Consider the following 13803-nt stretch of genomic DNA (forward strand, 5'->3'; position numbering starts at 1 on the left):
CCGCCGGGACCGGAACACGAACCAGAGGAAGAGCCACCGTGTCAGAGCAGACCATCGGGATCATCGTCAACGGCGCCACCGGGCGCATGGGCTACCGGCAGCACCTCGTGCGCTCGCTGCTGGCCATCCAGGAGCAGGGCGGTGTGCAACTGTCCGACGGCACCCGACGCCAGATCGAGTTGATCCTCGTCGGCCGCAACCAGGCGACCCTCGACGAGCTCGCCACGCGTCATGGCATCGAGCACACCTCGACCGACCTCGACGCGGTCCTCGCCGACCCCCGCTGGGACATCTACGCCGACTTCCTCGTCACGAAGGCCCGCGCCACCGCGCTGCGCAAGGCGATCGCGGCCGGCAAGACCATCTACACCGAGAAGCCGACGGCGGAGACCTTCGAGGAGGCGCTGGAACTCGCACGCTTCGCCGCCGAGGCGGGCGTGAAGAACGGCGTCGTGCACGACAAGCTCTACCTGCCGGGGCTGCGCAAGCTCAAGCGCCTGATCGACTCGGGCTTCTTCGGTCGGATCCTCTCCGTCCGTGGCGAGTTCGGCTACTGGGTGTTCGAGGGCGACTGGCAGCCGGCGCAGCGCCCGAGCTGGAACTACCGGGCCGAGGACGGCGGCGGCATCGTCGTCGACATGTTCCCGCACTGGAGCTACGTGCTCGAGAACCTCTTCGGTCGGGTCGAGTCGGTGTACGCGAAGGCGACGACGCACATCCCCGAGCGCTTCGACGAACGGGGCGAGGCCTACGCGGCCACCGCCGACGACGCCGCCTACGGGGTCTTCGAGCTCGAGGGCGGCGTCATCGCCCAGCTCAACTCCAGCTGGACGGTGCGCGTCGACCGCGACGAGCTCGTGCAGTTCCAGGTCGACGGCACGCATGGCTCCGCCGTCGCCGGCCTCTTCGGCTGCAAGGTGCAGCCGCGGAACGTCACCCCGAAGCCGGTGTGGAACCCCGACCTCGCCGACGACCACGACTACGCGGGCGACTGGCAGGACGTGCCGACGAACGACGTGTTCGAGAACGGGTTCAAGACGCAGTGGGAGGAGTTCCTCCTCCACGTCGTCGAGGACGGCCCCTACGAGTACGACCTGCTCGCCGGCGCGCGCGGCGTCCTGCTCGCGGAGCTCGGCCTCGAGAGCTCGCGCACCGGTCGCCGCCTCGACCTGCCCGAGGTGACGCTCGGAAGCGCGGGCGACACCGCCGGCGCGGACGAGGAGCTGGCGTCGCTCGAGGCCTCGGTCGCACGATGACGTCCGTCCCGCTGCTCTCGACCGACGGCACGGTCACCGCGCAGGAGCTCCGCGAGCCCGTCGTGGCCGAGCGCCCGACCACTCCCCTGACGAGCCGCAGCGCCTACGCCGCGGCGCACGTCGTCCCGACGGCCTGGGGCGACAACGTGCCGGGCGCGCCCGCCGAGCTCGACTGGGACGCGACGCTCGCCTACCGCCACCACGTGTGGTCGTACGGCCTCGGCGTCGCGGACGCGATGGACACCGCCCAGCGGAACATGGGGCTCGACACCGCCGCCACGCGCGAGCTGATCACCCGGAGCGCCGCCGAGGCCGCCTCCGTCGGCGGCGCGCTCGTCGTCGGCGTCAACACCGACCACCTCGCCGACGAGACCGTCTCGCTCGACGCGGTCGCCGACGCCTACCTCGAACAACTCGCGTTCGCCGAGGACGCGGGCGCCGGGACCGTGCTCATGGCCAGCCGACACCTGGCGAGGGCCGCGCAGTCCGCCGACGACTACCGTCGCGTCTACGACCGGGTCCTGTCGGCCGCGCAGTCGCCCGTGGTCCTGCACTGGCTCGGCACGGCGTTCGACCCGAGCCTGGAGGGCTACTTCGGCTCCAGCGACGTCGCCGAGGCCTCGGATACCCTGCTGCGCATCATGACCGACCACGTCGACCACGTCGCCGGGGTCAAGATGAGCCTCCTCGACGCCGACGCGGAGATCGCCGTCCGACGTCGCCTCCCGGCCGGCACGACGATGTTCACCGGGGACGACTTCAACTACGTCGACCTCATCGCCGGAGACACGGTCGGACACTCCGACGCCCTGCTCGGTGCGTTCACCGCGATCGCTCCGGCCGCGTCCGCCGCGATCCAGGCGCTCGACGCCGGCGACCCGGCCGCCTACGAGCGGATCCTCCGACCGACCGAGGCCCTGTCGCGGCAGATCTTCGCCGCGCCGACCTACTACTACAAGACGGGCATCGCCTTCCTCAGCTGGTTGAACGACCACCAGCCGGCGTTCTCGATGGTCGGCGGCTTGCACGCTGCCCGGAGCCTGCCGCACCTGTCGGAGATCGTGCGCCTCGCCGACGCGGCCGGCGCACTCGAGCACCCGGAGCTCGCCGCCGAACGCTGGACGGGCCTGCTGCGCACGGCCGGTGTCGTCGGCACGCTGACCACTGCGGGAGGAGCCCGATGAGCACCACCACCCGAACCCCGGTCCCCGAGCCTGTCGAGGGGCGCACCATCCCGCACCCGCGACTCTCGGTCAACCAGGCCACGATCAAGTACGCCACCCTCCCGGAGGCGGTCACAGCCGTCACCGCGGCCGGTGTCACGAGCTTCGGCGCCTGGCGCGAGCCGGTTCAGGAGTACGGCGTCGCAGCCTCGGCGAGCCTCCTCACGGACAGCGGCCTGCGTGTCTCGAGCCTCTGCCGTGGTGGTTTCTTCACCATGCCCGAGGGGCCGACTCGCCGGACGTCGATCGACGACAACCGGACCGCGATCGACGAGGCCGCCGCCCTGGGCGCCCCGGCCCTCGTCCTCGTGGTCGGCGGCCTCCCGGCCGGATCCCGTGATCTCATCGGCGCCCGCGAACTCGTCCGAGACGCGATCGGTGAACTCACCGACCACGCGCTCGAGTCCGGCGTGCAGCTCGCCATCGAGCCGTTGCATCCGATGTACGCCTCGGACCGCGCGGTCGTCTCGACGCTCGGTCAGGCCCTCGACATCGCCGAGCAGTTCGCTCCGGAGGCCGTCGGAGTGGTCGTCGACACCTTCCACATCTGGTGGGACCCGCAGGTGCTCGAGCAGATCGCCCGCGCGGGCGCGACCGGTCGGATCTCCAGCTACCAGGCGTGCGACTGGGCGACGCCGCTCGCCGCGGACGTCCTCCTCTCCCGGCACTATCCGGGTGACGGCGTCGTCGACTTCGGCTCGCTCACCCGTGCCGTCGAGGCGGCGGGGTACACGGGCGACATCGAGGTCGAGCTCTTCAACCAGGACATCTGGGACAGCCCGTTCCAGCAGGTGGTCGATCGCACCGTCGACGCGTTCCGGGCGACGGTCGTCCCGCACCTCGACCACGACGACGACGCGATCCACCACCCCTGATCGCCGCGGCCGCCCTGTGGCAGAGTGTGTCTCAGCAGCCGCCAGTACGAAGGAGCGCCATGTCGGTCGACGAGCACCGGGCGACGCCGGTCCCACCGACGCTGCACGACGTCGCCCGCGAAGCGGGGGTCTCCCTCGCCACCGCGTCGCGCGCGCTCAACGGGAGCACCCGGACGGTCAACGAGACGTTCCGTCGGCGGGTCCTCGACGCCGCGCTCCGCCTGAACTACACGCCGAACCTGTCGGCCCAGGCGGTCGCGAAGGGCCTGTCGTCGACGATCTCGCTGCTCGTGAGCGACATCGCCGACCCGTACTTCTCGTCCATCGCGGCCGGGGCCATCCGCGCGGCCGACGAGCAGCGCATCGCCACGACCATGGCCGTCACGCACCGCGACCACGAGCGCGAACTCGAACTCGTGCGGGTGCTCCGCGGGCAGCGGCCACGCGCCATCATCCTGACGGGCAGTCGCTGGGACGGGGTCGCGTCGGAGCACCGGCTGTCGGATGAGCTCGCGGCCTACGAGTCGACGGGCGGACGCGTCGTCCTCGTCTCGCAGCGGACGCTCCCGTTCGCCACGGTGCAGCTCGGCAACGCGACCGGTGCCCGCGAGCTGGCCCGGGAACTCGTCGGTGCCGGGTACCGACGGTTCGCCGTCATCGCCGGCGACGACCGCCTGCTCACCTCCCGCGAGCGCGTGAGCGGGTTCGCGGAGGGTTTGGCCGAGCACGGCATCGCGATCCATCCATCGCGGATCGTCCGGGCCGAGTTCACCCGCGACGGCGGGCGCCAGGGCGCCGCCGAGCTCCTGCAGCTGGGACTCGACGACGTCGACCTGGTCTTCGCCGTCAACGACGTGATGGCGATCGGGGCGATGTCGGCGTTCCGCGCGGCCGGACTCCGCCTTCCCGAGGACCTCGCGGTCGCCGGCTACGACGACATCGCGACCTCCCGCGACGTCACCCCGGCGCTCACCACGGTCGCCGTGCCGCTCGAGGCGGTCGGTGAGCACGCCGTGCGGCTGGCGCTTGACCCGGCGACGGACACCACGACGACGGAGCCCGTCGGCGCGACCGTCCTCCTCCGCGAGAGCACGCCCGCGCGCGCCTGACCCGCCAGTCCGTCCCCTCCCCCGGGTCGTTCACCCGTGCACAACTCCTGCTGCTCGCCCCGATCGGGGCGTGCAGCGTCCGACGCGGTGGTCCTGGGGCCATGCAGCAGGAGTTGCGGACAGCAGCACGCCCTGAGCCTGGTGTCCTCGGACGGGGACGCGTTCACCTCCACACAGCCGAGGTGCGCACTCGTTCCCGCGCACAACTCCTGCTGAGGGCGGCAAGGCGGCCTGACACGGTGCCGGCAGCCGGGTTCCGGTGCCGTCCAGCAGGAGTTGTGAACGCGAGACAGCTGCTACTCGGCGACGTGCTCCTGGAACCACGGCGTGTAGGCGGCGACCTTGGTGCGGTGGCCGGCGCCGGCGACGAGTCGCTTGACGTGCTCGCGGACATTGACCGTCGCGACACCGATCACGGTGACGCGGTCGAACGGCACGGCGTCGGCGACGAGCACCTCGGCGCGTCGGAGGGCCGCGGGGTCCTCGTCGGTCGCGAAGCGCTGCACCATGCGGTCGGCGGTCATCGCGTTCGCGCCGATGCTCGTGAGCACGTGGGAGGCGTCACCGTCGGCGACCACGACCCGCGCGCGGGAGGGCCGGCCGGTGTCGGCGTCGAACTCGCCCGGGTGCACGGCTGCGCCGTCGATCGTGGTGACGAGCACGACGTAGTCGTTGACCGACGACGCGAACGCCTCGGCGGACAGACGGACGTCGTGCTCACCCGCGCGGATGCCCGCCCAGAGGTCGGCGTCCGGGGTCAGGAAGAACGGGACGAAGTCGGCCGGCGTGAGGTCGTCGGTGCCGGCGAGGACCATCGTGCGACGCGCTTCGCGGTGGCTCGCGGCGGCGATGTCGACGACCGGCCCGTCGGGGAGCGCCGGTGACGCCACCGGCAGGATGCTGCCGGTCTCGAGGATGCGCTCGAGGTTGCGGATGTGGGTGACGTGGTACAGCCGCTGCTCGCCGACGCGCACGACGGGCAGGGCGGCCGCCGCCTTCGTCACCGTCTTCGTGGTGGCCGCGGTCCGCACGCGGGTCGGGGCCGGCTCGCGGAGCGAGGGAGCGACCGTCGACCGACGGACCTTGGGAGCGGGTGGTTCAGCGACCGGCACCTCGCGGGGCGGCGGCGGGAAGCAGGTCGCGCAGAGTCCGTTGTCGAAACCGTGTTTGCATTCGTCGCTCAAGAGAGTCCTTCTGCAGTCCGGCTCCGAGACACGAGGAGCGGGTCACTGGGGGGACGAGCCGAGACGTACGCATCAAGGGTACGCGGCTTCGGCACCCCTCGTGCACGCGGGCGCCTGAGTGAGGTCGGTTCCGCGCGTGGCTGCTGCGCCGGATCGAGCGATGAGGGCCCGACCCGGGTGCGCACGGTGTGACGGAGCCGACGCCGCCTGGACACTGCAGCGATGCGTGGGCGACGCTACCCCCCACGCACCGCAGCACTACCCAGGCGACGGCGTCTCGGCTCACCCGGTCGCGCCTGGCTCCGCTGGTCGGCTCACCCGACGCGCGACGACGACCGCCACGACACCGGCGACCAGGGCGATCGCGAAGCATCCGGCGAACGCGACCCCGCCGGGAGCGATCCAGCCCAGCCCGGCGAACACACGGGAGCCGTCGAGTGCCGTGAACGCCAGCCCGGTCGCCGCGAGGGCGAGAGCACCGCCGATCGCGTCGCCGATCGACATCGCCGCGCTGTTGAACCCCTGGGAGCGCTCGTCGGAGTAGGCGAGCGTCATGACGCTGAGGCGCGGGAACATGAGGCCCATGCCGCCGCCGCTCACCACCCAGGCGACGATCGGCACCACCGGCGGCAGGCCGACGAGGGCGGCGGACAGGGCGATCGCGACGGCGACCGTGACGAGTGACGACCCGATCTGCACGGCGTTCGCATTCGACAGCCGGTCCCCGAGGCGCCCCTGCAACCAGGACGACAGCGACCACGCGATCGCCCCACCGGTGAGCGCGAGTCCGGCGAGCGCCGGCGTGAGCCCGTGCTCGCGGGTCAGCAGGTACGGCACGTACACCTCGGCGCCGAAGAACGCGGCGGAGGTCAGTCCGCGCACCAGGATGACCGTCGGGAGCCCGCGGCGTGCGGTGAGCGTGCCGAGCGGAATCAGGGGGCGGAGGGCGAGGATCGCGACCACGGCACCGACGACCGGGAGCGCCCAGGCGGTCCATCCCGAGAACTCCGTCGAGAGGTTGACCGCGAGGACCGCCGCCGCGACGAGCACCGCCCACCCGAGTCGACGCAGCTCCGCGCCCGTGCGCGCGACGGTGGCCACCTCGCCGCTCTCCTTCGCTGACTCCTCCTCGGCGGCCTGCCGCTCCGCGCGTTCGGTTGCGGAGGCGCGCAGCATCCGGAGGGCCGGCAGGAGGAGGAGCGTCGCGACGACCACGAGGCCGACGACCCCGAGGAAGACCCAGTGCCAGCTGAACCGCTCGGCGACCACCCCGGCGAGGAACGGCCCGATCAGGGAGGGGACGACCCAGGCGGCCGCGAACCCGGCGAAGATCCGCGGGTGCAGGGCCGGTGGGTAGATGCGGGCGACGAGGACGTACAGGGCGACGGTCATCGCTCCCGAACCGAGGCTCTGGACGAGGCGTCCGGCGACGACGGCCCACATGGTGGTCGCGGTTCCGGCCAGGAGGAGACCGATGAGGAACAGGACGACTGACGCGAGCAGCGGCTGGACCGGACCGATGCGGTCGGCGACCGAGCCCGCCGCGACCATGCCGATGACACTGACCGCGAGCGGGCCGGCGAAAGCGAGCGCGTAGAGCTGCTCGCCGCCGAGTTCCCCGGTCACGAGCGGCATGATCGTCGTGACGGCGAGGGACTCGAAGGCGCCGAGGAACACGAGCGCGCACGCACCGATGGTGACGAGGACGAACCGGCGGCTGAAGATTCCACGGTCGCGGGGCGTCGGGTCGGCTCCGGTCACGGGCTCGGGGGTCGTCGCTGTGGTCACGATCCGAGCCTAGAACCTCAACGTGACTTGAGGTCAAGCGCTGACGAACCCCTGCCCGTTCACCATTCAGGACGTGCCCGGCGCGCCGTCGTCGATCGACGGGTTCGGCGCAGGACGCGCCGCAGCCTTCCTAAATTGTGAACGAGCCGGGACCGCCCGCTAGTGCTTGGCGCTCGCCTTCAGGACCTTCGCGAGCGCGCGGTCGAGGTCGGCGATGAGGTCGGCGACGTCCTCGATGCCGACCGACAGCCGGACGACGTTCTCGGGGACCGCCAGCTCCGTGCCCTTCACCGAGGCGTGCGTCATCTGCGCCGGCAGGCCGATGAGCGACTCGACGCCGCCGAGCGACTCGGCGAGCGCGAAGAGTTTCGTCTTCTCGACGAGGCGCGTGGCTGCAGCCGGGCCACCGACGAGCGCGAGCGACAGCATGCCGCCGAACCCGGACATCTGGCGGGCGGCGAGCTCGTGACCGGGGTGGCTCTCGAGGCCCGGGTAGTAGACGCGCTCGACGGCGGCGTGGCCGTCGAGGAACTCCGCGATCGCCTGCGCGTTCGCGCTGTGCTGGCGCATGCGCACCGCGAGGGTCTTGATGCCGCGGGTCGTGAGCCACGCGTCGAGCGGGGCCGAGACCGCGCCGGCGGCGAACTGCACGAAGCCGAGCTGCTCGGCGAGCTCGTCGTCGTTCATGATGACGGCGCCACCGAGGACGTCGGAGTGACCGCCGAGGTACTTGGTCGTCGAGTGCACGACGATGTCGGCCCCGAGCGAGAGCGGCTGCTGCAGCGCCGGCGAGGCGAAGGTGTTGTCCACGACGGAGAGCACCTCGTGGCGGTGCGCGAGGGCCGCGAGTGCCGCGATGTCGCTGATCTTCATGAGCGGGTTGCTCGGCGTCTCGACCCACAGCAGCTTCGTGCGGCCCGGGATGATCGCCGCTTCGACGGCCGCGAGGTCGCCGAGGTCCACGACCGTGTGCTCGATGCCCCAGGCGCCGTGCACCCGGTTGATCAGCCGGTAGGTGCCACCGTAGACGTCGTTGCCGATGACGATGTGGTCGCCGGGGCGGAGCGCCGTGCGGATGAGCGCGTCCTCGGCGGCGAGGCCGGAGGCGAAGGAGAAGCCGTGCTTCGCACCCTCGAGGGCGGCGAGCTGCGTCTCGAGCGCCGTGCGGGTCGGGTTGGCGGAGCGGCTGTACTCGTAGCCGCCGCGGAGCCCGCCGACGCCGTCCTGGACGAAGGTCGAGGTCTGGTAGATCGGCGGGATGATCGCCCCGGTGGTGGGGTCGAACTCCTGTCCGGCGTGGATGCTGCGGGTGGCGAAGCCGTGGTCGTGCTTGCTCATGGGTGACTCTTTCGGTTCAGAATTCAGGGAGGTGTCGGAGTGGGCGACCGGTCGGACTGGCCCGGTCACCGGGGTCGGGCGTGGTCGGGACATCGCCCGGACTCCGCCCACACGACCTGCATGCCGCCCACGCTCAACCCGCCAGGTAGGTGAGGAGGTCGTGCCGCGTGATGACGCCGATCGGCTTGCCGCCGTCGGTGACGAGGAACGCCGGGGCGGACCCGAGCGCCGCGCGCGCCGCCGGGATGGACTCACCGAGACCGATGAGCGGCAGCGGGTCGCCGACGAACGCGCTCGCGGCGTCGTTCATCTTGGCCGCGCCGCTGAAGACGGCGTCCATGAGGCTGGCCTCGTCGATCGCACCGACGACCTCGCCCATCACCACGGGCGGCTCGGCGCTCAGCACCGGGAGCTGCGAGACGCCGTACTCGGTCATGATGTCGACGACGTCGCGGACGGTGTCGCTCGGGTGCACGTGCACGAGGTCCGGCATCTCCGAGCCCTTGCCACGGAGGATGTCGCCCACCGTGCGGTCGTCGGCGACCTCGCTGAAGCCGTAGGACTGCAGCCAGGAGTCGTTGAAGATCTTGCCGAGGTAGCCGCGCCCGCCGTCGGGCAGGAGGACGACGACCACGGCCGACGCCGGGAGGTCGCGCGCCGCGACGAGAGCGGCCTGGACCGCCATGCCGCTGGAGCCGCCCACGAGCAGTCCCTCCTCACGGGCGAGGCGACGCGTCATCGCGAACGACTCGGCGTCGGTGACGGCGATGATCTCGTCGGGGATGGAGGGGTCGTATGCGGTCGGCCAGAAGTCCTCGCCGACACCCTCGACGAGGTACGGGCGACCGGTGCCGCCCGAGTAGACCGAGCCCTCCGGGTCTGCGCCGATGATGCGCACGCCGCCCTCGGAGACCTCCTTGAGGTACTTGCCCGTCCCGGAGATGGTGCCTCCGGTGCCGACGCCCGCGACGAAGTGGGTGATCTCGCCCTCGGTGTCGCGCCAGATCTCGGGACCGGTCGACTCGTAGTGGCTGCGCGGCCCGTTCGGGTTCGCGTACTGGTTGGGCTTGAACGCGCCCGGGATCTCGGCGGTGAGGCGGTCGGACACGCTGTAGTACGAGTCGGGGCTGTCGGGAGCGACAGAGGTGGGCGTGACGACGATCTCCGCACCGTAGGCGGTGAGCACGTTCCGCTTGTCCTCGCCGACCTTGTCGGGCAGGACGAACACGCAGCGGTACCCGCGCTGCTGGGCGACGAGGGCGAGGCCGACGCCGGTGTTGCCGGAGGTGGGCTCGACGATCGTGCCGCCCGGCTTGAGGTCGCCCGACGCCTCGGCGGCGTCGATGATGCGCGTCGCGATGCGGTCCTTCGAGGAGCCGCCCGGGTTGAGGTACTCGACCTTGACGAGCACGGTGGCCGCGATGCCCTCGGTGACCCGGTTGAGCTTGACGAGGGGCGTGTTCCCGATGAGATCGAGGACGGAGTCTGCGTAGTTCATGTCTGCAATCTGTTCCTGTGGTGCGTCACCGCACGACTCTCGCGTGCGTCACCGGATGGCTGGGGCGGCTGAGGCGGCATCCCGGGCAGGGACGGTTCAGCGGGGACAGCAGGAACACGACAGGCGGGGACGCATGCTGACCACCCTACCCGGCGAGTGCAGGGAGCGCAGCCGGATGACGGGGCCGATCCGACGTCAGTGGATCGCGACGAGTCGCTGCCGCGGACCGAGTGCCGAGACAGCCGAGGACACCAGCCGGACCGCGAGGGTCAGCACCATGAGGACACCGATGACCGTGAGCACGACCGCGGCGAGCAGCAGCACCGCGACGAGCGCCGGGAGCCGGCGCAACGCGAGCTCGACCGGGCGACGACGGGGTGTCCCGTCCGCCCCGGGCGCGTCCAGGTGGCCTTCGCCCGCCATGGCCGCTGCAACGAGTTCGAGTGTGGCGCGCGCGCCGGATCCGAGCCGTGCGGTCGAGGTGCGCAGCGCCTGGGACATCACGTGGCCCTTCTCGTCGGATGGATCGGTGTTCGCGGGTGCGAGGACTCGACCGTAGCAGTCGGGTGCCCTGTTCGGGGGTGCCGGTGCCCATTCTGCCAGGCGGGCGTGAACGCGCGGTGGCCTGCCGGCGGCCGCATGATGGACGCGCACCGCGCTCCCTAGACTGGAGGCATGACCGTCTCCGGCCTCTCCGCCGTCTCCCAGGACTACCTCAAGACGATCTGGACGACTTCAGAGTGGGCCGACGAGTCGGCCACCGTCAAACTGCTCGCGGATCGCATGGGCGTCCGTCCCGCGACCGCCTCCGACGCCGTGAAGCGACTCGCCGCCCAGGGACTCGTCGTGCACGAGCCCTACGGCAGCATCGAGCTCACCCCCGCCGGGCAGGCGCACGCGGTCGCGATGGTGCGGCGGCACCGGCTCATCGAGACCTTCCTCGTCGAGATGCTCGGCTACGGCTGGGACGAGGTCCACGACGAGGCGGAGATCCTCGAGCACGCGGCGAGCGACACGATGATCGAGCGCATCGACGCCGCGCTCGGCCACCCGATCCGCGATCCGCACGGCGACCCGATCCCCTCTGCCGACGGCACGCCGCACCGCCCGGACGCGGTCCGGTTGAACGAGGCTCCCTCGGACAGCCCACTGACGGTGTGCCGCATCTCGGACGCCGACCCGGAGACCCTCCGCCATCTGAGCACCCTCGGCATCGTCCTCGACACCGAACTCAGCGTGGACGACCACCGGGCGTTCGCGGGCGAACTGGAACTCCGGCTCACCGCCACCGGCACCCGCCTCACGCTCGGTCGCCTCGCCGCCGACGCCGTCTGGGTGACGGTCGTCGCCTGATCGCCGGCATCTCCGTTCGCCGATGTTCCGGCGAGCGAACCGCCGGGCTGATCACCCGAAGAACGTCAGCACGATGAGCGCGACGTTCAGCGTGACGATGAGCGCGACCACGATCCAGGCGAACACGCGGGTGGCGAGCCGGTCGACGTGGACACCCATGATCCGCCGGTCGCCCGTGTAGCGCACGAGCGGGATGAGCGCGAAGGGGATGCCGAGGCTGAGGAACACCTGGCTGAGCACGAGCGCGGTGGTCGGGTCGATGCCCGCAGCCAGGATGACGAGCGCCGGGATCAGGGTGATCACGCGTCGGGCGAGCAACGGGATGCGCACCTTGAGGAGCCCGCCCATGATCGCCGCTCCCGCGTAGGCGCCCACCGAGGTCGAGGCGAGCCCCGAGGCCAGCAGGCCGATGGCGAAGATCACGCCGATGACCGGCCCGAGCGCAGCGGTGATCGCCGCGTGCGCGCCCTCGATCGAGTCAGTCCCCTCGACGCCGCCGAGCGACGCGGCCGCGAGCAGCAGCATCGCGATGTTCACCGCTCCGGCGAGGACGAGTGCCGCCGCGACGTCCCAGCGGGTCGCCACGATGAGCCGACGGATGGCACCGTCGCTCGTCTGGGCGCCGTGCCGGTCCCGACTCAGGGAGGAGTGGAGGTAGATCGCGTGCGGCATGACCGTCGCACCGAGCATGCTCGCGGCGAGCAGGACCGTCGCCGTGCCCTCGAACCGCGGCACCAGCCCACCGGCCGCGGCGCCCCAGTCGACGGGACTGACGAACAGACCGGCGAGGAAGCCGACGGCGATGACGGCGAGGAGCGTCAGGATCGCGAACTCGAAATGCCGCTGGCCGTACCAGTTCTGCACGGCGAGGAGCACGATCGAGAAGACCCCGACGATGACGCCGCCGAGCACGAGCGGGATCCCGAACAGCAGGTACAGCGCCACGGCGCCGCCGATCACTTCGGCGAGGTCGGTCGCGGCGGCGACGAGCTCCGCCTGCACCCAGTAGAGCCGACGCGGCCCGGTGCGCAGTCGCGAGCCGAGCAGCTCGGGCAGGCTCTGCCCGGTGACGAGGCCGAGCTTGGCGGAGAGGTACTGGACGAGCACGGCCATCGCGTTCGCGGCGACGAGCACCCAGACGAGCAGGTAGCCGTACTGGGCTCCCGCCGTGAGGTTCGCCGCGACGTTCCCGGGATCGACGTAGGCGATCGCCGCCACGAAGGCGGGCCCGAGGAGGAACAGGAGTCGTGGTCCGCGGGGCGCGCGGGTCGTCGGAGCGGCGAGGTCACTGGTCACGTCGGCCATGTTAGCAAGACCGAGCTACATTTGTTAGACGAGGCTAACTCTTGGATTCACCGGCTGTCTGCTTGGATGAGCCTGAGAATCGACTGCGCATCGTCAGGCGCCGGAACGGCCCCCGGAAGCACATCTGGTTCGATAGTTACGCATACAACTTTTCGAGAGGCCTCCGTGACCCCTGCAGCAGATCGCCCCAAGAACACCCCCGTCCCGCCCGCCGTCAAGCAGCAGAGCGTGAAGCAGGAGCGCGAAGCCCAGCGTCAGGCCAAGGTCGCGGCGTTCAAGCAGGCGCAGAAGCGGAAGAACCGCAACCGCCGCATCGGCATCTGGGCCGGTGTCGTGGGCGGTGTGGCCGTCATCGCGGTCCTCATCACGAGCGTCGTCCTCACCCTGCCGAAGAACGCCAGCTACCCCGGCGGTGGCACCGGCACCGGCCAGGACATCGCGGGCGTGGAGCTGTTCCAGAACACCTCGGAGCACGTCGAGGGCACGGTCGACTACCCGCAGAACCCGCCGGCCGGTGGCCCGCACAACCAGTACTGGCTGAACTGCGGCATCTACACCGAGGAGCAGACCAACGAGAACGCGGTCCACTCCCTCGAGCACGGCGCGATCTGGGTCACCTACGACCCGTCGCTCAGCGACGCGGAGCTCACGAAGCTCAAGGAGCTGCTCCCCACCACGTACGTCGTCCTGTCGCCGAAGTCCGACCTCCCCTCGCCGATCGTGCTGAGCGGCTGGAATTCCCAGCTGCAGGTCAACAACGCGAGTGACGCGCGCATCGCCGACTTCTTCGAGGAGTTCTGGAAGAGCAACAACGTCCCGGAACCCGGCGCGGCCTGCACCGGCGCGATCGACGGTCCCGGCAAGGTCTGATCCG

Annotated in this window: 12 protein-coding genes; 6 read left to right on the forward strand and 6 right to left on the reverse strand. The window is 71.1% G+C overall.

Annotation, left to right across the window (positions count from 1 at the left end; genetic code table 11):
* The first annotated feature begins 86 nt into the window (after positions 1 to 86).
* Genes ACQ3HE_RS17845 through ACQ3HE_RS17860 form a run of 4 tightly spaced genes read left to right on the forward strand, consistent with a single transcriptional unit; the run spans position 87 to position 4463 of the window.
* Entirely contained in the window at positions 87 to 1256 is a 1170-nt protein-coding gene (locus tag ACQ3HE_RS17845) for a Gfo/Idh/MocA family protein (protein ID WP_430893806.1), read from the forward strand.
* Positions 1253 to 2440 (forward strand): dihydrodipicolinate synthase family protein, encoded by a 1188-nt coding sequence (locus ACQ3HE_RS17850; RefSeq protein WP_430893672.1) that lies wholly within the window; start codon positions 1253 to 1255, stop codon positions 2438 to 2440. The genes ACQ3HE_RS17845 and ACQ3HE_RS17850 overlap by 4 nt, the downstream gene beginning before the upstream one ends.
* Positions 2437 to 3354, forward strand: coding sequence for a sugar phosphate isomerase/epimerase family protein (locus ACQ3HE_RS17855; protein WP_430893673.1), 918 nt, complete (start codon positions 2437 to 2439; stop codon positions 3352 to 3354). The genes ACQ3HE_RS17850 and ACQ3HE_RS17855 overlap by 4 nt, the downstream gene beginning before the upstream one ends.
* Before the next feature lie 59 nt (positions 3355 to 3413).
* A complete protein-coding gene (locus tag ACQ3HE_RS17860; RefSeq protein WP_430893674.1) occupies positions 3414 to 4463 on the forward strand; it encodes a LacI family DNA-binding transcriptional regulator in 1050 nt (349 codons plus the stop codon).
* 296 nt (positions 4464 to 4759) lie between these two features.
* Here the strand turns inward: ACQ3HE_RS17860 and ACQ3HE_RS17865 are convergent, their stop codons facing one another.
* The 5 genes from ACQ3HE_RS17865 to ACQ3HE_RS17885 form a co-directional block, all read right to left on the reverse strand.
* The gene (locus ACQ3HE_RS17865) at positions 4760 to 5647 is read right to left on the reverse strand and encodes a DarT ssDNA thymidine ADP-ribosyltransferase family protein (protein WP_085512710.1); all 888 of its coding nucleotides are present in this window, start codon (positions 5645 to 5647) and stop codon (positions 4760 to 4762) included.
* A 282-nt stretch (positions 5648 to 5929) separates the two neighbouring features.
* Positions 5930 to 7435 (reverse strand): MFS transporter, encoded by a 1506-nt coding sequence (locus tag ACQ3HE_RS17870; RefSeq protein ID WP_430893675.1) that lies wholly within the window; start codon positions 7433 to 7435, stop codon positions 5930 to 5932.
* A gap of 159 nt (positions 7436 to 7594) precedes the next feature.
* Positions 7595 to 8773, reverse strand: coding sequence for a cystathionine gamma-synthase (locus ACQ3HE_RS17875; RefSeq protein WP_137243873.1), 1179 nt, complete (start codon positions 8771 to 8773; stop codon positions 7595 to 7597).
* Between the two features lie 133 nt (positions 8774 to 8906).
* Complete coding sequence (locus tag ACQ3HE_RS17880; RefSeq protein ID WP_064295706.1) at positions 8907 to 10271, reverse strand: cystathionine beta-synthase; 1365 nt, start codon at positions 10269 to 10271, stop codon at positions 8907 to 8909.
* A 195-nt stretch (positions 10272 to 10466) separates the two neighbouring features.
* Positions 10467 to 10775 carry a hypothetical protein gene (locus ACQ3HE_RS17885; protein ID WP_430893676.1) on the reverse strand — a complete coding sequence of 103 codons (309 nt, stop codon included), beginning with the start codon at positions 10773 to 10775 and terminating at the stop codon, positions 10467 to 10469.
* Positions 10776 to 10946: 171 nt separating this feature from the next.
* On the opposite strand from ACQ3HE_RS17885, the gene ACQ3HE_RS17890 reads away from it, so the two are divergent.
* Positions 10947 to 11624, forward strand: a complete 678-nt coding sequence (locus ACQ3HE_RS17890) for a metal-dependent transcriptional regulator (protein WP_079706739.1) — start codon at positions 10947 to 10949, stop codon at positions 11622 to 11624.
* Positions 11625 to 11675: 51 nt separating this feature from the next.
* Here ACQ3HE_RS17890 and ACQ3HE_RS17895 read toward each other — a convergent pair whose 3' ends face one another.
* Positions 11676 to 12929, reverse strand: coding sequence for an Nramp family divalent metal transporter (locus tag ACQ3HE_RS17895; protein ID WP_430893677.1), 1254 nt, complete (start codon positions 12927 to 12929; stop codon positions 11676 to 11678).
* A gap of 165 nt (positions 12930 to 13094) precedes the next feature.
* Here ACQ3HE_RS17895 and ACQ3HE_RS17900 point away from each other — a divergent pair, with 165 nt between their 5' ends.
* A complete protein-coding gene (locus tag ACQ3HE_RS17900; RefSeq protein ID WP_124767330.1) occupies positions 13095 to 13799 on the forward strand; it encodes a thioredoxin-like domain-containing protein in 705 nt (234 codons plus the stop codon).
* Positions 13800 to 13803 lie beyond the last annotated feature (4 nt).

Origin of the sequence: Plantibacter auratus, assembly GCF_050587365.1 — a bacterium.
In the GTDB taxonomy this organism is placed as follows: domain Bacteria; phylum Actinomycetota; class Actinomycetes; order Actinomycetales; family Microbacteriaceae; genus Plantibacter; species Plantibacter auratus.

Coding starts and splice junctions, on each gene's coding strand:
- ACQ3HE_RS17855 (WP_430893673.1), top strand. CDS start 2,437: ATGAGCACCACCACCCGAACCCCGGTCCCCGAGCCTGTCGAGGGGCGC.
- ACQ3HE_RS17875 (WP_137243873.1), bottom strand. CDS start 8,773: ATGAGCAAGCACGACCACGGCTTCGCCACCCGCAGCATCCACGCCGGA.
- ACQ3HE_RS17880 (WP_064295706.1), bottom strand. CDS start 10,271: ATGAACTACGCAGACTCCGTCCTCGATCTCATCGGGAACACGCCCCTC.
- ACQ3HE_RS17895 (WP_430893677.1), bottom strand. CDS start 12,929: ATGGCCGACGTGACCAGTGACCTCGCCGCTCCGACGACCCGCGCGCCC.
- ACQ3HE_RS17860 (WP_430893674.1), top strand. CDS start 3,414: ATGTCGGTCGACGAGCACCGGGCGACGCCGGTCCCACCGACGCTGCAC.
- ACQ3HE_RS17850 (WP_430893672.1), top strand. CDS start 1,253: ATGACGTCCGTCCCGCTGCTCTCGACCGACGGCACGGTCACCGCGCAG.
- ACQ3HE_RS17845 (WP_430893806.1), top strand. CDS start 87: ATGGGCTACCGGCAGCACCTCGTGCGCTCGCTGCTGGCCATCCAGGAG.
- ACQ3HE_RS17890 (WP_079706739.1), top strand. CDS start 10,947: ATGACCGTCTCCGGCCTCTCCGCCGTCTCCCAGGACTACCTCAAGACG.